This is a genomic window from Streptomyces sp. NPDC043908, assembly GCF_056435525.1.
This window is the reverse complement of sequence record NZ_JBWKEI010000011.1, coordinates 165,006-182,244: the sequence shown is the minus strand read 5'-3', so window position 1 is coordinate 182,244 and position 17,239 is coordinate 165,006. Positions and strand designations below refer to the sequence as shown.

The window sequence follows — 17,239 nt, the reverse complement described above, 5'->3', positions numbered from 1 at the left end:
CGGCAGGCGTGCGCTCCCGCAAGGGAGTTGGGACGGAAGGCGGCGGTCCGCCACCCGTGCCCGCCCCGCGGCGCCTCAGCGCTCCAGGACCAGCGCCAGCCCCTGGCCGACGCCGATGCAGAGGGCGGCCAGCCCCACGCCCGAGCCGGCGGCGGCCAGTTGGTGGGCGACCGCCCCGGCGAGGCGGGCGCCCGAGGCGCCGAGCGGGTGGCCGATGGCGATGGCGCCGCCGCGCGGGTTGACCACGGCCGGATCCAGCTCCGGCCACGCGGCCAGGCACCCCAGCGCCTGGGCGGCGAACGCCTCGTTGAGCTCGAAGACGCTCAGGTCCCCCAGGCCCCGGCCCGCCTTGGCCAGCGCGGTGCGCACCGCCTCGACGGGGCCGAGCCCGAAGAGCTGCGGCTCGATCCCGGTGACCGCGGAGGTGCGGATCCGGGCCAGCGGCTCGCGGCCGGTGGCGCGCAGGCCCTCCTCGTCGACCAGGAGCAGGGCCGCGGCGCCGTCGTTGAGCGGTGAGGAGTTGCCCGCGGTCACCGAACCGCCTTCGCGGAAGGCGGGCTTGAGGCGGGCGAGCGCCTCCATGGTGGAGGACTCGCGGACGCACTCGTCGCGGGCGAGCCCGACGCCCTCGTACGGGACCACCTCGTCGTCGTACAGGCCCTTGGCCCAGGCCTCGGCGGCCTTGCGGTGGCTGTCGAGGGCGAACGCGTCCTGCTGCTCGCGGGTCAGCCCGTGGCGGTCCGCGATCAGTTCCGCGCCCTCGCCGAGTCCGGCCGTCCATTCGGCGGGCATCCTCGGGTTGGTCATCCGCCAGCCGAGCGTGGTCGACCAGAGCTGCTGGTGCCCGGCCGGGAAGGCGCGCTCCGGCTTCTGCATCACCCAGGGGGCGCGGGACATCGACTCCACCCCGCCCGCGACCGCGATGTGCGCGTCACCGAGCGCCACGGCGCGGGCGGCCTGGATGACGGCCTCCAGACCCGAGCCGCACAGGCGGTTGACGGTGACGCCGGGCACCGTCACCGGCAGCCCGGCGAGCAGCACGGCCATCCTGGCCACATCGCGGTTGTCCTCGCCGGCGCCGTTGGCGTCGCCGAAGTACACGTCGTCGATACGGGCCGGGTCGAGCTGGGGGGAGCGGGCGACGAGCGACTTCACCACGTGCGCGGCCAGGTCGTCGGGCCGCACCCCGGCGAGCGCTCCCCCGAACTTGCCGATGGGGGTGCGCACGGCGTCGACGATGTAGACGTCCCGGATGCTCATCCGCTTCTCTCCCGCTGCTCGGTCGGCCGTGCCGCGGGGTGTTCGACGCCCTCGGCCCGGCCCACGCTGTTCGCCCGGTGAACTGTGGTTCACGATCAAGGCCGAGTCTCGGCCCGCCCCGGCGCGCTGTCAACGGTCCTCGGAGGACGGCCCCGGCCGCACCGCGGCCGCCCGGTGGCGGTGCCCGGTCACTCGGGGGCGATGAGCGCGGTGAGCCCGTAGTCCAGCTCCGCGCCGTCCACGAGGATCGCCTCGACGGTGCGGGTGGCGGGGTCCACGTCGGCGACGACGCCGTGCCCCGCGTAGCGCGGGTAGCCCGTCTCGCCGGTCTCGCCCGTCGCCTCGACGAGGGCGGAGCGGACGGCGCTGTCGGCCACGGACGCGGTGCCGCGGGACTCCACGTGGGAGGGGACGATGAGGACGACCAGGCGCGAGGGGTGCATGGGGGGACGGTAGGGGCGCGGGAGCGGCGCGGGGAGGGTGCCACTCCGCCGGTGGCCGGATTTTTGCCCTGCCCGGCGGTCCGCGCGGCTCCGGCAGGAGCCGGGGCCCGGGCCCGACGACGCGGCCCGCGCGCGGCCCCGTCCGAGGACGCTCGGGGCCGACTCGCCCACCCGGCAGGGTCTCAGGCGCCGGCGTCGTCCTTGGCCGGGTCCTCCAGGTACTCCTCGCGCACCTCGCGGGGGCCGAACGGCCACACCTTCTCGAAGCGGGCCCACAGCACGAACGCCACACAGCCCAGCGCCACCCAGGCCAGCGACCATTCGATGGGGTGGCGGCCCGGGGCGTTCTTGTCGGCGTAGCCGTAGATGACGAGCCAGCCGACCAGCGCGACCAGGCTGGGCAGCGGGTGGAGCCACATCCGGTACGGGCGGCGCAATCCCGGCTGGCGGCGGCGCAGCACGGTGACGGCGGCGATCTGGGCGAGCGCCTGCACCAGCACCATCACCGTGGTGAGCAGCTGGATGAGGGTGGCGAGGTCGGTGTGGCGGCCGATGAGGAAGCCGACCGCGGTGACGGCGCCCATGGTGGCCAGGCCCAGCGTGGGGAAGCGGTGGCGGGGGTGGAGCCGGGCGTAGGGGCGGAAGAAGACGCGGTCGCGGGCGGCGTCGTAGGGCACCCGGGAGCCGCCGAGCAGCCCGGTGAAGACGGAGGCGAAGGCGGTGACGAGGATGAGGACGGTGATGACGTCGGCGGCGCCCTCGCCCCAGGTCTTCTCCAGGACGGCGGAGGCCACCGAGGTGGAGGCGATGTCGCCGGGGTCGGTCATCCGCTGCCAGTCGATGACGCCGAGGGTGCCGATCTGGAGCAGCAGGTAGATCGCCATGATGCCGAGGATGGAGAAGACGATGGAGCGCGGCAGGGTGCGGCCCGGGTTCTTGATCTCGGCGCCCATGTAGGCGGTGGTGTTGTAGCCGAGGTAGTCGTAGATGCCGATGGTGAGACCCGCGGCGAAGCCGAGCCAGAAGTGGTCACTGGTGAGCGCGAAGGCGCCCGAGGGGTAGGTGAAGGCGCGGTCGGCGCTGAAGTGCGTGGCCGAGGCCGCGATGACCAGGGTCACCGAGGCGATCATCACGGCCCACATGACGGTGGTGATCCGCGCGATGTGCTCGATGCCGCGCCACAGCAGCAGCACGACCAGCGCGATCACGCCGAGCCCGACCAGGTCGCCGCCGGTAGCGCCGAGGCCGGGTGCCAGGTAGCCGAGGTACTGGACGAAGCCCACCACGCCGGTGGACATGATGAGCGGGATGAAGAGCATCGCCGTCCACACGAACAGGAACGGCATCAGCCGTCCGCTGCGGTACTGGAAGGCCTGGCGCAGATAGACGTAACTGCCCCCGGATCCGGGCATGGAGGCGCCGAGTTCGGCCCAGATCAGCCCGTCGGCGAGGGCGAGCACCGCGCCGGCCACGAAGCCGAGGACGGCCTGCGGGCCGCCGAAGGCGGCGACCATCAGCGGGATGGTGACGAACGGACCGATGCCGCACATCTGGCTCATGTTGATGGCGGTTGCCTGGAAGAGTCCGATACGGCGGACGAAGCCGCCGGTCGGCGGCGGTGTTCCGGACACGGGGACCCTCCTGGGGTTCGGTGGACGCGGGGCTCGGTGGACGCGGGGAACGGCCTTGCGGGCGACGGCTCTTCGCCCGTGCGGGGGTGCGCCCCGGCGTCGGGCGTGCTCAAGTTAAGTACCTTTACTTATGACGTCAAGAGGTCGCCGGGAAACCGTCGGGAGCGATACGTGAGAATGAGCGGATGACCAGCAGCGACGAGGGTGAGCAGCCCTGGAACCCCCAGCGTCAGCGCAACAGCAACGAGCGGCTGCTGCTCGACCGGCTGCGCGCGGGCGGCCCCTCGTCCCGGGCCCAGCTCGCCCGCGAGAGCGGACTGTCCAAGCCCACGGTCTCCAGCGCGCTGGCCGCGCTCGCCGCCACCGGCCTGGTCCGCGAGGCCGGCACGCACACCCCCGAGCGCGGCCGGTCCGCGGTGCTCTACGCCCCGGACCCGACCGCGGGGTACGCGCTGGGCATCGACATCGGGCGGGCCTGGCTGCGGGTGGCGCTGGCGGACCTGGACGGCACGGTGGTGGCCCGCTCGGAGGTCCGCAACCAGGCCCGCACCTCGGGCACCATGGCCGACCTCGTGGTCTCCACCGCGCACCGGCTCGTCGAGGGATCGGGCGTGGACACGGAGAAGATCGCCCAGGCGGTGGTCGGCACACCGGGCGTGTACGACGCGGAGAAGCGGCGGGTGCGCTACGCCCAGCACCTGCCCGGCTGGGGCCGGCCCGGCCTGTTCGACCGGATGCGGGACGGGCTCGGGATGCCGCTGGCCGTCCACAACGACGCCAACCTGGCGGCGCTGGGCGAGTACACCTTCGGCGTCGGGGCGGGCAGCCGCCTCTTCGTCTACGTCCTGATCGGCACCGGGCTCGGCATGGGCGTGGTCAGCGAGGGCCAGCTCTTCACCGGGGCGCACGGCGGCGCCGGCGAGATCGGCTTCCTGCCCTGGCCCGGGCGGCAGAAGCCGGACACCCTGGAGGACGCGGTCTCCGGGGACGCGGTGGTGGCGGCGGCCCGTTCGCACGGCATGGCCGGGCCGCTCACGGCGAAGGACGTCTTCGACGCGGCACGGGCCGGGGACCCGGCGGCGGTCAAGGCGGTCGAGCTGGAGGGCGAGCGCCTGGCCCACACCGTGGCGGCGGTCGCCGCGGTGCTCGACCCGGATCTGGTGGTGCTGGGCGGGGGTGTGGGCCACAGCGCGGACCTGCTGCTGCGGACGGTCCGGCAGACCCTGCGCACCCTGACCCCGCTGCGCCCGAAGGTGGCGCCGAGTTCGCTCGGCGAGGACGCGGTACTGCTCGGCGCGGTGGCGACGGCGCTGGGCACGGCCCGGGACGTGACCTTCGAGCGACGGACCCGCTCCGGACACCCGGGTCGTTGACATGGCTTCCTCAGATCTCTACCTTCGGGGCGAGTTAGTAAGGATTCCTAACTTTGATGCCCGACCTGGATACCGGGAGCCCACCGTGTTCCACCGTCGCCCTCTCGTCCGCCGCAGGACCGCCGCGGCCGCCGCGCTGACGCTCACCCTGGCGCTCCTCTCGGGGGCCCAGGAGGCAACTCCCGCTCCCCGCGCGGCGGTCGTCCCCACCACGACGGCGCTCTCCGGGTACGCCATCCAGTCCACGGCCAGGGTCGCCGACTCCGCGGCGGCCGTCTCCAGCCCCGGCTACCCGGCGGCGGGCTGGTACCGAACGGGCCCCCGGTCCACGGTCCTCGCCGCGCTGCTCGCGGCCGGCACGTACGCCGACCCCTTCTACTCCACCAACCAGAAGAAGATCCCCGCCGCGGACTTCACCGTCCCCTGGTGGTACCGCTCGGACTTCACCGTCGCGGACACCTCCGCGCGTACGTACCTCGACTTCAGCGGGGTCGTCTCGGCCGCCGACGTGTTCGTCAACGGGCGCCAGGTCGCGGACCGGAGCGCGGTCGCCGGGGCCTACACCCGTCATGAGCTCGACATCACCTCCGCCGTGAAGTCCGGCACCAACACCGTCGCCTTCCGCGTCCAGCCCAACGACCCGCGCAAACACCTCACCATGGGGTGGATCGACTGGCTCCAGCCGCCGCCCGACGAGAACATGGGCATCGTCCGGGACGTGCTGGTGCGCCGGGGCGGCCCGGTCGCGCTGCGCGACGCGCACGTGGTGACCAGTCTCGCCGTGCCCTCGCTGGCGACCGCCGACCTGACCGTGAAGGCACAGGCCCGCAACGACTCGGCGGACACGGTGACCGCGACCGTCTCCGGCACGATCGGCGCGGTCTCCTTCGGCCAGGACGTCACCCTCGCCCCGCACGAGACCAGGGCGGTCACCTTCTCCCCCGCCGCGTACCCCCGGCTGCGGCTCACCGAGCCGCGCGTGTGGTGGCCGGCCGGGATGGGCGAGCAGGCGCTCCACACGCTGGACCTGTCCGCCTCGGTCTCCGGCGTCCTCTCCGACACCGCGCACGAGTCGTTCGGCATCCGCGACGTGAAGGCGCCGCTCGACGCGGACGGCGCCCGCCAGTACTCGGTCAACGGCCGACCGCTGCTCATCAAGGGCGGCGGCTGGTCTCCGGACGAGTATCTGCGCTGGGACCGCACGTATGCGGAGGACCGGCTCAGGTACGCGCTCGATCTGGGCCTCAACACCCTCCGGCTCGAAGGGCACATCGAACCGGACGAGTTCTTCGACCTGGCGGACCGCTACGGCATCCTCACCCTGCCCGGCTGGGAGTGCTGCGACAAGTGGGAGGGGCAGGTCAACGGCGGTGAGGCGGGCGAGAAGTGGACCGCGGCGGACTACCCGGTCGCGAAGGCGTCGATGGCCGCCGAGGCGGCCCGGCTGCGCGGCCACCCCAGCGTGATCTCCTTCCTCATCGGCAGCGACTTCGCCCCGGACGCCACGATCGAGAAGGCCTACGTGGACGCGCTGCGGGCCGCCGACTGGCCCACCCCCGTGGTGGCCGCCGCCTCCGACAACTCCGCGCCGATCACGGGTCGTTCGGGCATGAAGATGAGCGGCCCCTACGACTGGGTGCCGCCCACCTACTGGTACAACAAGCAGGAGGGCGGAGCCACCGGCTTCAACTCCGAGACGAGCGCCGGGCCCGACGTCCCCACCCTGGACACCCTGCGCCGCATGATGTCACCGGCCGAGCTGGACACACTGTGGAGGAACCCCTCCGCCAAGCAGTACCACCGCTCCCCCTCGTCGGTCTTCGCCACCCTCGGCATCTACGACGCGGCCCTGACCGGCCGCTACGGCGCCCCGACCGGCCTGGACGACTATGTGCGCAAGGCCCAGCTCGCCCAGTACGAGAACGCGCGCGCCCAGTTCGAGGCGTACGCCCGCAACGCCAAGGACGCCGCCAAGCCCTCGACCGGGGTCGTGTACTGGATGTTCAACAGCGGCTGGACCTCCCTGCACTGGCAGCTGGTGGACCGCTACCTCGACCAGGGCGGCGCGTACTTCGGCGCCAGGAAGGCCAACGAACCGCTGCACGTCCAGTACTCCTACGACGACCGCACCATCGCCGTGGTGAACAACCGGCACGCGCCCGCCTCCGGTCTCACCGCGCGGGTGACGCTCTTCGCCACCGACGGGAAGCAGAAGTACGACAGGACGGCGACGGGGGTGGCCGTGGGCGGCGACGGGGCCCGGACGACGGCGCTCACCGTCCCGGCGAAGGTCGACGGCCTCTCCACCACCTACCTCGCCCGGCTGCTGCTCACCGACGCCACCGGGCGGGAGGTGAGCCGCAACGTGTACTGGCTCTCCACCAAGGCGGACGTCCTCGACTACGCGAAGACCGACTGGTACCACACCCCCACCACGGCCTACGCCGACCTCAAGGGCCTGAGCACGATGGCGAAGGCGGCGGTGACCGCCACCGGCGCCACCACGGCGCACGACGACGGCACGTCGACCACCACCGTCACCCTCACCCGCACCGGAACGGGCGCGGCTCCGGCGCTGCTCACCGACGTCCACCTGGTGGACGCCGGGGGCGCCCCGGTCCTGCCCGTCCGCTGGTCCGACAACCAGGTCTCGCTCTGGCCCGGTGAGACGACGACCCTCACCGCCACCTACCGGACCGCCGACCTGCACGGATCCGCCCCGTGGCTGCGCGTCTCCGGCTGGAACACGCCGACGGCCACGGTCAGGGGCTGAACCGGGACCGGTGGACGCCCTGTCTTCGAACCGGCTCTCAGGTCCTCGCCAGCACCGGCCACACGGCCGGGTCCTCGAAGTTCAGGGCCCACAGGGAGGTGGTGCGGACGCCGTAGCGGGCCAGGACCGGCAGATCGGCCTCGACGCCCCGGGCGTCCTGGTACCAGACCTCGCGGGCCGTGTCCCCGTCCTGGTAGCTGAAGTGCGGGGTCTGCGAGACGGGGTCGAGCTGATACGGCGCACCCTTCGCCGTGCGCAGGGCCTCGGCCTCGCGCCAGGTGACGTGCCGGGCCCGGCCGCCGCCCGAGGCGGGCCAGTCCCAGCCGTAGGCGGGCAGCGCCATCTCGATCCGGTCGGGCGGGATCAGCACGGTGGCGCGGCGCAGGATGTCCTCGTACCAGTCGACGCCGGCCAGCGGGCCGGGGCTGCCGCCCGACCAGTGCCGGTCGTACGCCATGATCCGCACCCGGTCGGCCGCCCGGCCGAGCGCCGCGTAGTCCCAGACGCGGCCGGTGGTCGCGGTCTGGGGTGAGACGGTGCTGACGCACTTCTTGGCGAGGGCGTGCAGACGGGCGCAGAGCTCGCCGATGAAGGCGGCGTAGGCCGCCCGCACCGCGGGGTAGTCGGCGTCGCCGGTCGGGGCGATGGACTCGTAGTCGATGTCGAGGCCGTCGTAGGAGCGGCTGCCCACCACCGTGAGCAGGGCCGTGATGTGGGTGGCGCGGCGGTCCGGGTCGGTGAGGATCGCGGCGAGGACGCCGGGTTTCATCGTCTCCATGACGGTGGGCACCACCGCGATCCCGGCCGCGTGCAGCCCGTCGATGACACGCTGGGCGCCGGCGCCCGGATGCCCGTCGATCCGCTCGGCGCCGACCGCCTGGTACCAGAACGGGCTGACGGTGTGCAGCTGGGCCGCGTGGCGCAGGGCGTCCTGGTAGGCGCCCTCCTGGTCCCAGTACGGCAGCCAGGCGGAGACGGACCGGGGCGGCGGCGCGGGTTCGGCGGCCGCGCGGGGCGGGGGCGCGGCGAGGACGGCGAGGACGGCGCAGAGCAGCGCCGCGAGGGCTCGGACGATCATGCTCCGAGCCTGGCCGCCGTCCGCCCCGGGGGCGCGCCTCCGCTGCGCCGTCCAGCGCAATCGCGGGGTCCGCGCTCACCCCCGGCGGGCGCGGCGGGGCCGTCACGCCGCCGCGAACACCTCCTCGAAGGCCCGCAGGGTCGCGCGGCCGGCCGTGCGGTCCAGGACCGCGAAGACCACCTCGTCGAAGTGGCGGGCGAAGCGGCCGCCGCCCGTGAGATGGGCGTGGAAGGCGCCCGCCACCTGCGCCGGGTCGTTGCGGAAGACGCCGCAGCCCCAGGCGCCGAGCACCAGCCGCCGGTAGCCGCAGTGGGCCGCGGTCTCCAGGACGCGCTCCGCGCGCCGGGCGAGGGCCGGGGCGATGCGGTCCACGTCCTGCGGGGCCCGCTGGCGGATCACTCCGGCGTTGGGCGCGGGGCAGGTCAGGAAGCCGACCCGGAACGGCTCGTCGAGGAGGCGGCCCCGGTCGTCGCGGAAGACCGGCACCCCGGGCGAGTGGATCACCCGGTCGGTGTAGAGGACATCGCGGTCGGCGCGGTGGTGCTCGTAGAATTCGGGCGCCCGCAGCAGCGTCGGGTACAGCGCGGAGGAGCGGCACAGCGCCTCCTCCTGGGCCTGCGCCCCGTTCAGGAAGCCGCCGCCGGGGTTGCGCGCGGAGGCGAAGTTCAGCACGGCGACCTCGCCGGGGCCCTCGTCCACCAGGCGCCGGGCCGCCTCCAGGCTGCTCTCGCCGGTCACCGCGCATACGCTGGAGCCGTCGGTGCCGGGCGTCACGGGCACCGGGCCGGGACCGAAGAGACGGGTTCCTTCGACGGCCGCCGCCACCCGGGCGGCGATCGTGACCGTGGACCCGCCGGGCGTCTCGTACGCTCCGGCTTCGGTGATCTCCACGGTGTGGCGCGCGAGGTCGCGCAGTCGTGCACTCATATTTAGCATCGTTGACGCCAGGAGAACACTCCCGCAACATACTTTCCGTCCGGATGGGCACTCTTGTGCGAGAAGACGGCAGTGGCTTAGGTGGGACAGTGCACCGAAAACGTTCCCGCGTGGGGGAAGCGACCATGCTGACCAGACAGTTCACCGAAACGGAAGCGGACGATCTGCTTCGATGCATCTGTTTCAAGACCGGTCCACCTCGGGCCGTCGGGGTCGAAGTGGAGTGGCTGGTCCATGATCTCCACGACCCACGTCTGCCCGTTCCGCACCACCGACTCGCCGCCGCCTACGCCTCGTTGAGGGCGCTGCCCCTGCGGTCGGCACTCACCGTCGAACCCGGCGGCCAGCTGGAGCTCAGCTCGCTGCCCGCCGGTTCCCTCATGGAGTGCGTCGACTCCGTGGCGGCCGATCTCCGCGCCGTCCGGGCCGCTCTTCGCGCCAGGGACCTCACCCTCACCGGACTCGGCCAGGAGCCGTGGCAGTCGCCGCGCCGCTTCCTGCACGATCCCCGCTACGACGCCATGGAAGCCCACTTCGACCGGACGGGACCGGCGGGACGGGCCATGATGTGCGCCTCCGCCTCCGTCCAGGTCTGCCTCGACGCCGGGTACGAGGAGCCGGGCCCGCTCGGCTTCGGACGCCGCTGGCGCATGGCCCACCTCCTCGGCGCGGTCCTGGTCGCCGCCTTCGCCAACTCCCCCCGCCAGGAGGGCAGAACCACCGGCTGGCGCTCCTCCCGGCAGGCGGTGTGGACCGACATCGACCCGGTACGGGCGCTCGCGCCGCCGCTGGACGCCGAGCCCCGGGCGGCCTGGGCCGCGCACGTCCTGGACGCGCCGGTGATGTGCGTGCGCTCCGACGGCGCGGCGTGGCAGGCGCCCGAGGGGCTCACCTTCCGCCAGTGGCTGCGCACCGCGGAGCCGCGCCCGGCCACCCGCGAGGACCTCGACTACCACCTGACCACGCTCTTCCCGCCGGTGCGGCCGCGCGGGCACCTGGAGCTGCGCATGATCGACGCGCAGCCCGGCGAGGACGGCTGGATCGTCCCGCTCGCCGTGACCACCGCGCTCTTCGACGACCAGGAGGCGGCCGAGACCGCCTACCGGGCGGTCAAGTCCCTGGCGGAGCGGGCCGGTTCGGCGCCCGCGCCGCGCAACCCGCTCTGGGCCGACGCCGCGCGCGCGGGGCTCGCCGACCCCGAGCTGCGGGAGGCCGCCGGGACCTGCTTCGCCGCCGCGCTGGAGGCACTGCCCCGGCTCGGCGCCACCACCGAGGTCCACGAGGCGGTCGCCGCCTTCACGGACCGCCATGTCGTACGGGGCCTCTCCCCCGCGGACCTCCCGTCCGCGCCCGCCCCCGGGAAGGAATCCTCCTCATGACCGCCCCCGAACCGACCGGAGCGGACGCCACCGACCCCGAGGCGCTGCGCCGGCGCGCCCTGACGGCCCTCACCGCCGCCCGGGCGCGCACCGCCACCCTCACCTCCTGCGTCGACGACCACGACCTCACCGCCCAGCACTCCCCCCTGATGTCGCCGCTGGTCTGGGACCTGGCGCACATCGGCAACCAGGAGGAGCAGTGGCTGCTGCGGGCCGTCGCCGGGCGGGACGCGATACGCCCGGAGATCGACTCGCTGTACGACGCCTTCGAGCACCCGCGCGCCGCCCGCCCCTCGCTGCCGCTGCTCTCCCCGGCCGAGGCGCGCCGGTACGCGGCGGAGGTGCGCGGCCGGGCGCTGGACGTCCTGGAGTCCACCCCGCTGGAGGGCGGCCCCCGCCTCGTCGACGCGGGATTCGCCTTCGGGATGGTCGCCCAGCACGAACAGCAGCACGACGAGACCATGCTGATCACCCATCAGCTCCGCAGAGGCCCGGCCGCGCTCTCCGCGCCCGAGCCGCCGGGCGGCTCCACCGCGGACCTGCCGGAGGAAGTCCTGGTCCCGGGCGGCCCGTTCACCATGGGCACCTCCGCCGAGCCCTGGGCACTGGACAACGAGCGTCCCGCCCACCACCGCATCGTCCCCGCCTTCCACCTCGACACCACCCCGGTCACCTGCGGCGCCTATCTGCGGTTCATCGAGGACGGCGGTTACACCGACGAGCGCTGGTGGGAGCCGAAGGGCTGGGCCATGGTGCGCCGGCACGGGCTCACCGCCCCGCTGTTCTGGCACCGGGAGGGCGGCCAGTGGCTGCGCCGCCGGTTCGGGGTGACCGAGCCCGTACCGCAGGACGAGCCGGTGCTCCACGTCAGCTGGTACGAGGCGGACGCCTACGCCCGCTGGGCCGGGCGGCGGCTGCCCACCGAGGAGGAGTGGGAGAAGGCGGCCCGGTACGACCCGGCCTCCGGCCGCTCCCGCCGCTACCCGTGGGGCGACGCCGACCCCACCTCCGACCACGCCAACCTCGGCCAGCGCCATCTGCGTCCGGCCCCCGCGGGCGCCTATCCGGCGGGCGCGTCCCCGCTGGGCGTGCGGCAGCTGATCGGGGACGTGTGGGAGTGGACGTCCAGCGACTTCATGCCGTACCCGGGCTTCGTGGCCTTCCCCTACCGCGAGTACTCGGAGGTGTTCTTCGGGCCCGACCACAAGGTGCTGCGCGGCGGCTCGTTCGCCGTGGACCAGGTGGCCTGCCGGGGCACCTTCCGCAACTGGGACCTTCCGGTGCGGCGGCAGATCTTCGCCGGGTTCCGGACCGCGAGGGATGCCTGATGTGCCGTCACATAGCGTTCCTGGGTGCGCCCGTTCCGCTCGGTGAGCTGCTGGTGAGCCCGCCGCACGCGCTGTACCGCCAGTCCTGGGCGCCGCGCCGGCAGCGGCACGGCACGGTCAACGCCGACGGCTTCGGCGTCGGCTGGTACGCCGAGGGCGACCCCGTACCGGGCCGCTACCGCCGGCCGGGGCCGATCTGGGCCGACCCCTCGTTCGCGGACCTGGCCCGTGTGGTGCGCACCGGCGCGCTGCTCGCGGCGGTACGGGACGCCACCGAGCCGGGCCCGGACAACGAGGCCGCCTCCGCCCCCTATGCCGCCGGGCCCTGGCTGTTCAGCCACAACGGGGCGGTACGGGGCTGGCCCGGCTCGCTCGCGGACCTTGCCGCCGCCCTGCCCGCCGAGGAGCTGCTGCGGCTGGAGGCCCGCTGCGACTCGGCGCTGGTGTGGGCCCTGCTGCTGCACCGGCTGCGGGCGGGCGACGAGATGGGCCGCGCGCTCGCCGAGACGGTGGCCGAGGTCGCCGCCGCGGCCCCGGACTCCCGGCTGAACCTGCTGCTCACCGACGGCGTGAGCATCGCCGCCACCGCCTGGGGCGACACCCTGTGGTACCTGGCCCGGCCGGGCGAGCGCACGGTCGTCGCCTCGGAGCCCTACGACGACGATCCGCACTGGCACGAGGTCCCCGACCGCACGCTGCTGGCCGCGACCCGTACCGATGTTGTCCTGACCCCCCTCAAGGAGCCCTCCTCGTGCACCAGTCCCGCCCGTTCCAGCTGACCCGCACCCTGCCCGAGGACGCCACCGGGGCCGCGCTGCGCGCCGACGTGCTGCACGGGCTGACGGCGGACCCCAAGACCCTGCCGCCCAAGTGGTTCTACGACGCCCGGGGCAGCGAGCTGTTCGAGGAGATCACCCGGCTCGACGACTACTACCCCACCCGCGCCGAGCGGGAGATCCTCGACCAGCGGGCCGCCGAGATCGCGGCGGCCTCCGAGGCCCGCACCCTGGTCGAGCTGGGCTCCGGCTCATCGGAGAAGACCCGGCTGCTGCTCGACGCGCTGCCGGATCCGCTCACGTACATCCCGGTGGACGTCAGCGAGAGCGCGCTGACCGGGGCCGCCGCGGCGCTGATCGAGGAGCGGCCGGCGCTCGCCGTGCACGCGCTCATCGCCGACTTCACCCGGCCGCTCGACCTGCCCGCGACGCCCGGACCGCGGCTGGTGGTCTTCCTCGGCGGCACGATCGGCAATCTCCTGCCGGCCGAGCGCGCGCGGTTCCTGGCCTCGGTGGCCGCGGCGATGGAGCCGGGCGACAGCTTCCTGCTCGGCACCGACCTGGTGAAGGAGGAGTCGGTCCTGGTACGGGCCTACGACGACCGGGAGGGGGTGACGGCCGCGTTCAACAAGAACGTCCTCGCCGTCATCGACCGCGAACTCGGCGCCGACTTCGACCTCGACGACTTCGCGCACGTGGCCCGCTGGGACGCGGACCGCGAGTGGATCGAGATGCGGCTGCGGGCCCGCGCCGACCTCACCGTGAAGATCCCCGAACTGGACCTCGTGGTCCGCTTCGAGGAGGGCGAGGAGCTGCGCACCGAGATCTCGGCGAAGTTCCGCCCCGAGGGGGTACGGGCGGAGCTCGCGGCCGCCGGGCTGACGGCCACCCACTGGTGGACCGACGCCGACGGCCGCTTCGCGCTGTCGCTCGCCGTCCTCGGCGGCGCCGTCACGGGAACAGCAGCGAGCTGATCCGCCTGGAGGCCGTCCTGGCCGCCGTCCTCGGGTCGGCTCCCGTGAGCACGGCGGTCATGTACGGCTTGATGGGGTTGTCGGCCTCGACGGCGGCCCACTGGGGCGAGTTGGGCGTGGCCCGGCCCCGGGCCGCGCCCCGCGCCATCGCGGCCGCGCCCGCCTGGTTCTCCACGGCGGCCGCGAGCGCGGGCTTGTTCGGTACGTAGCTCATGGCGGCGGCGAGGTCCCGCTGCCACTTCTCCCCCGCGAGCGCCTTGACCACCTCCACGGCCTCGGTGCGGTGCGCGGACCGCTTGGGCACGATCAGGTCCGAGCCGCCGGTGAAGACCGCGCCGGGCGCGGCGGCCGTCTTGCCGGGGACGGGGAAGTAGCCGAGCTTGCCGGCGAGGGCGGGGTTGGCCTTCTGGATGGCCTTGGCGGTGCCGGGGACGGCGATGATCTGGGCGACACCGCCCCTGGCGAAGACCTCGGCCTGCGGGGGCGTGGCCTCGTCGGCGTTCTTGGGGCCGTTGCCCAGCGCCTGGAGCCTGCGGTAGAAGTCCATGCCGCGCAGGGCGGCGGGTGTGTCCAGGGTCCCGGTCCACTCCCCCGCGCTCTCCTGGGCCAGCTCGCCGCCCTCGTCCCAGACGAACCCGGCGAGGGTGTACCAGTCCTGTCCCGCGAGGTAGATGCCCTGGGTGGCGCCGGTGTTGAGCTTCTCGGTGTCGCTCAGCCACTCGGCGCGGGTCCGGGGGGCCCGGGTGATGCCCGCCGCCCGGAACAGGTCCTTGTGGTAGATCACGACGCGGTTCGCCGCGTACCAGGGGATGCCGTACTGCACCCCGTCGACCCGGCCGGGCTCCGCCAGGCCCGGGAGCCAGTCGGCGCTGCCCCAGTCGCGCAGCGACTCCAGGGTGAGGTCGAGCAGTCCGCCGCTGGCCGCGTACTGGGAGACCTGGGTGTTGCCGACCTCGATGACGTCGGGCGCCTCACCGGCCTTGAGGGCGGCGCTCACCTTCTGCCCGACACCCGTCCACTCCTGGATCCGTACGTCGAGCCGGACCGAGCGGTGCTCCTTCTCGAAGGTCTCGGTGAACCGCTTGATGAAGTCGTCGGAGGCGCTGTCCTTCATCAGCCAGACGGTGACGGTGGTGGTGGAGTCCCCGCCGACGCCCGGCAGCGCGCCGCAGCCGCCGAGCGCGAGGGCCGTGAGGAACACGACGGGGGCATGGAGGAGGGCATGGAGGAAGCGGTTCTTCACGGAGGTCACCTTCTGCGTCACGGCACGGGCAGTCATGACCCGACGTGGGGAAAGCGCAGACGGCTCTTCCGGGGAAGGGGCGGTTGGCTAGTTCGGGTGCGGCCGATTTTGGTCTGTACCAATGGGCGGGTCAAGCCCCGTTACGCAACCGACTCCGGCGCCGACGTCTCGCGAACCGGCGCGAGGTGGGGCACGGTGGAGGGACGCGACGAAGAGGAGTGCACCTCCATGTCCAACCACACGTACCGCGTCACCGAGATCGTCGGCACCTCCCCGGAGGGCGTCGACCAGGCCATCCGCAACGGCGTCGCCCGCGCGGCGCAGACCTTGCGCAACCTGGACTGGTTCGAGGTCACCCAGGTGCGCGGCCAGATCGCCGACGGGCGGGTCGAGCACTACCAGGTGGGCCTGAAGGTCGGCTTCCGGCTGGACGACGACCAGGAGGTCTGACCGGACCCGGGGCGGGCCGCGCGGTCGCGGCCGCTCAGGTCCGCCCCTCCCGCTCCTGCGCGTCCTTCAGCGTCTCGGTGGGAACCGCCCAGCGCGCCCGTACGACGGGGAAGCCCGCCCGTTCGGCGGCGTCGCACACCAGCTCGTCGTCGTCCACCAGCATCCGCACCTCGCGTCCCGCCCCCAGCCGGCGCAGCAGCTCCAGCTTGGTGGTCCGGGCGGGCCTGCGGTCGGCGTCGGGCCGCATGTGGAGCGTCCCGTCCGGCAGCCCCTGGGCGGCCAGCCACGCCCGGGTGTCCCGGCGGCAGCGCTCGGGCCGGCCGGTGAGGTAGACGACCTCGCACTCCTCGGCCGCCGCCAGGCACAGCGCGATGCCCCGGGCCAGCGGCGGATCGGCCGGGGCGGCGGCGAAGAAGGCGTTCCAGTCGCGCCGGGCGCCCTCCAGGAAGTGCTGGCGGTGGCCGCTGTCGGCGAGCGTGCCGTCGAGGTCGAATACGGCCAGTGGCCTGCTGTTCCGCGTCATGCGCCCACCCTAGGGAATCCTGGCGCCGCGAGGACGTTGACGCCTGTGTGAGCTCAGTGATCGCGTCGACGCGCTTCTCCGTCCTGGACCGCTCCCGTATCCGCGCGGGGCACGACGGCCCCGGGGCCCTGCGGGACACCGTGGCCTTCGCCCGCGAGGCCGAGCGGCTCGGCTACCACCGCTTCTGGGTCTCCGAGCACCACAGCGTGCCCGGGGTCGCGGGCTCCGCGCCGACCGTGCTCGCCGCCGCCGTCGCCGCCGCGACCTCCACCATCCGCGTCGGCACGGGCGGCGTGATGCTCCCCAACCACCAACCGCTGGTGGTGGCCGAGCAGTTCGGTGTGCTGGAGTCGCTCTTCCCCGGGCGGATCGACATGGGCCTGGGCCGGTCGGTCGGCTTCACCGACGGCATCCGCAGGGCACTGGGCCACGGCAAGGAGGACGCCGACGCGTTCCCGGAGCGGCTGACGGAACTGCTCGGCTACTTCGACGGTACGCAGCGGGTCCACCCGCAGGTGCACGCGCGCCCGGCCGAGGGCCTGCGCGTCCCCGCGTTCGTGCTCGCCACCGGCCAGGGCGCCCGGCTCGCCGCGGAGGCGGGGCTGCCGCTGGTCATCGCCGCCGTACGCGGTGAGGACGCGATGCTGCGGGTGATCGACGACTACCGCGCGGCGTTCCGGCCCTCCGCCTGGAGCGAGCGGCCGTACGTGGTGCTCTCCGGCACGGTCGCGGTGGCGGCCACGACCGAGGAGGCCCACCGCGTCCTGCTGTCCGAGGCGTGGTCCACGGCGTACTCCCGCACCCGGGGCGCGTTCCCGCCGCTCTCCCCGGCCGAGGAGATCGGGACGCTGACGATGACCGCGCGCGAGCGCGCCCTGTTCGAGGAGGCCCTGCACGGCCAGATCCACGGCACCGAGGACGAGGTCGAGAGCGCCCTGGAGAAGCTGCTGACGCGCAGCGCGGCCGACGAGTACCTGGTCACCACGAGCACGTACGACCGCGCCGCCCTGCTGGACTCCTACCGTCGACTGGCCCGGGTCGCGGGTCTGACCAGCGCGTCCGCCTAGGATTT

15 protein-coding genes are annotated in these 17,239 nt (G+C 73.8%); 8 read left to right on the top strand and 7 right to left on the bottom strand.

Annotation, left to right across the window (positions count from 1 at the left end; all coding sequences use genetic code 11):
• Nucleotides 1-75 precede the first annotated feature (75 nt).
• The 3 genes from AC069K_RS24375 to AC069K_RS24365 form a co-directional block, all read right to left on the bottom strand.
• A complete protein-coding gene (locus tag AC069K_RS24375; protein WP_358831306.1) occupies nt 76-1,260 on the bottom strand; it encodes a thiolase family protein in 1,185 nt (394 codons plus the stop codon).
• Nucleotides 1,261-1,448: 188 nt separating this feature from the next.
• Nucleotides 1,449-1,703, bottom strand: coding sequence for a hypothetical protein (locus AC069K_RS24370; protein WP_365101859.1), 255 nt, complete (start codon nt 1,701-1,703; stop codon nt 1,449-1,451).
• A 182-nt stretch (nt 1,704-1,885) separates the two neighbouring features.
• On the bottom strand, nt 1,886-3,334 hold the full coding sequence (locus tag AC069K_RS24365; protein ID WP_478619755.1) for an APC family permease: 1,449 nt from the start codon (nt 3,332-3,334) through the stop codon (nt 1,886-1,888).
• Between the two features lie 185 nt (nt 3,335-3,519).
• Between AC069K_RS24365 and AC069K_RS24360 the strand changes: the two genes are divergently transcribed.
• Together AC069K_RS24360 and AC069K_RS24355 are read left to right on the top strand one after the other, a co-directional pair.
• Nucleotides 3,520-4,707, top strand: a complete 1,188-nt coding sequence (locus tag AC069K_RS24360; protein ID WP_365101864.1) for an ROK family protein — start codon at nt 3,520-3,522, stop codon at nt 4,705-4,707.
• An 85-nt stretch (nt 4,708-4,792) separates the two neighbouring features.
• Complete coding sequence (locus tag AC069K_RS24355) at nt 4,793-7,480, top strand: glycoside hydrolase family 2 protein (protein WP_478619751.1); 2,688 nt, start codon at nt 4,793-4,795, stop codon at nt 7,478-7,480.
• Between the two features lie 37 nt (nt 7,481-7,517).
• On the opposite strand, the gene AC069K_RS24350 is transcribed toward AC069K_RS24355, so the two are convergent.
• Both AC069K_RS24350 and AC069K_RS24345 read right to left on the bottom strand, forming a co-directional pair.
• Nucleotides 7,518-8,558 carry a glycosyl hydrolase family 18 protein gene (locus tag AC069K_RS24350; protein WP_478619748.1) on the bottom strand — a complete coding sequence of 347 codons (1,041 nt, stop codon included), beginning with the start codon at nt 8,556-8,558 and terminating at the stop codon, nt 7,518-7,520.
• Nucleotides 8,559-8,660: 102 nt separating this feature from the next.
• Complete coding sequence (locus AC069K_RS24345; protein WP_478619745.1) at nt 8,661-9,485, bottom strand: TIGR02452 family protein; 825 nt, start codon at nt 9,483-9,485, stop codon at nt 8,661-8,663.
• A 134-nt stretch (nt 9,486-9,619) separates the two neighbouring features.
• Here AC069K_RS24345 and egtA point away from each other — a divergent pair, with 134 nt between their 5' ends.
• From egtA to egtD, 4 genes are read left to right on the top strand one after another with little or no spacing between them, the layout of a single operon-like run.
• On the top strand, nt 9,620-10,873 hold the full coding sequence (gene egtA, locus AC069K_RS24340; RefSeq protein WP_478619742.1) for an ergothioneine biosynthesis glutamate--cysteine ligase EgtA: 1,254 nt from the start codon (nt 9,620-9,622) through the stop codon (nt 10,871-10,873).
• A complete protein-coding gene (gene egtB, locus AC069K_RS24335; RefSeq protein WP_478619739.1) occupies nt 10,870-12,201 on the top strand; it encodes an ergothioneine biosynthesis protein EgtB in 1,332 nt (443 codons plus the stop codon). The genes egtA and egtB overlap by 4 nt, the downstream gene beginning before the upstream one ends.
• Nucleotides 12,201-12,980, top strand: a complete 780-nt coding sequence (egtC, locus tag AC069K_RS24330) for an ergothioneine biosynthesis protein EgtC (protein ID WP_365101878.1) — start codon at nt 12,201-12,203, stop codon at nt 12,978-12,980. Before egtB ends, egtC begins: the two co-directional genes overlap by 1 nt.
• Entirely contained in the window at nt 12,953-13,951 is a 999-nt protein-coding gene (gene egtD, locus AC069K_RS24325) for an L-histidine N(alpha)-methyltransferase (protein WP_478619736.1), read from the top strand. The genes egtC and egtD overlap by 28 nt, the downstream gene beginning before the upstream one ends.
• Here the strand turns inward: egtD and AC069K_RS24320 are convergent.
• Nucleotides 13,929-15,194, bottom strand: a complete 1,266-nt coding sequence (locus AC069K_RS24320; RefSeq protein WP_478620043.1) for an extracellular solute-binding protein — start codon at nt 15,192-15,194, stop codon at nt 13,929-13,931. The two genes, egtD and AC069K_RS24320, sit on opposite strands and share 23 nt — an antisense overlap.
• Before the next feature lie 228 nt (nt 15,195-15,422).
• On the opposite strand from AC069K_RS24320, the gene AC069K_RS24315 reads away from it, so the two are divergent.
• Nucleotides 15,423-15,644: a dodecin gene (locus AC069K_RS24315; protein ID WP_358834541.1), complete on the top strand. Its 222-nt coding sequence runs from the start codon at nt 15,423-15,425 to the stop codon at nt 15,642-15,644.
• Between the two features lie 34 nt (nt 15,645-15,678).
• Here the strand turns inward: AC069K_RS24315 and AC069K_RS24310 are convergent, their stop codons facing one another.
• A complete protein-coding gene (locus AC069K_RS24310; protein WP_358834540.1) occupies nt 15,679-16,167 on the bottom strand; it encodes a phosphatase domain-containing protein in 489 nt (162 codons plus the stop codon).
• A gap of 47 nt (nt 16,168-16,214) precedes the next feature.
• On the opposite strand from AC069K_RS24310, the gene AC069K_RS24305 reads away from it, so the two are divergent.
• Complete coding sequence (locus tag AC069K_RS24305) at nt 16,215-17,234, top strand: LLM class flavin-dependent oxidoreductase (RefSeq protein WP_478619731.1); 1,020 nt, start codon at nt 16,215-16,217, stop codon at nt 17,232-17,234.
• The last annotated feature ends 5 nt before the right edge of the window (nt 17,235-17,239 follow it).

Coding starts and splice junctions, on each gene's coding strand:
- AC069K_RS24375 (WP_358831306.1), bottom strand. CDS start 1,260: ATGAGCATCCGGGACGTCTACATCGTCGACGCCGTGCGCACCCCCATC.
- AC069K_RS24370 (WP_365101859.1), bottom strand. CDS start 1,703: ATGCACCCCTCGCGCCTGGTCGTCCTCATCGTCCCCTCCCACGTGGAG.
- AC069K_RS24360 (WP_365101864.1), top strand. CDS start 3,520: ATGACCAGCAGCGACGAGGGTGAGCAGCCCTGGAACCCCCAGCGTCAG.
- AC069K_RS24350 (WP_478619748.1), bottom strand. CDS start 8,558: ATGATCGTCCGAGCCCTCGCGGCGCTGCTCTGCGCCGTCCTCGCCGTC.
- AC069K_RS24345 (WP_478619745.1), bottom strand. CDS start 9,485: ATGAGTGCACGACTGCGCGACCTCGCGCGCCACACCGTGGAGATCACC.
- egtA (WP_478619742.1), top strand. CDS start 9,620: ATGCTGACCAGACAGTTCACCGAAACGGAAGCGGACGATCTGCTTCGA.
- egtB (WP_478619739.1), top strand. CDS start 10,870: ATGACCGCCCCCGAACCGACCGGAGCGGACGCCACCGACCCCGAGGCG.
- egtC (WP_365101878.1), top strand. CDS start 12,201: ATGTGCCGTCACATAGCGTTCCTGGGTGCGCCCGTTCCGCTCGGTGAG.
- AC069K_RS24315 (WP_358834541.1), top strand. CDS start 15,423: ATGTCCAACCACACGTACCGCGTCACCGAGATCGTCGGCACCTCCCCG.
- AC069K_RS24310 (WP_358834540.1), bottom strand. CDS start 16,167: ATGACGCGGAACAGCAGGCCACTGGCCGTATTCGACCTCGACGGCACG.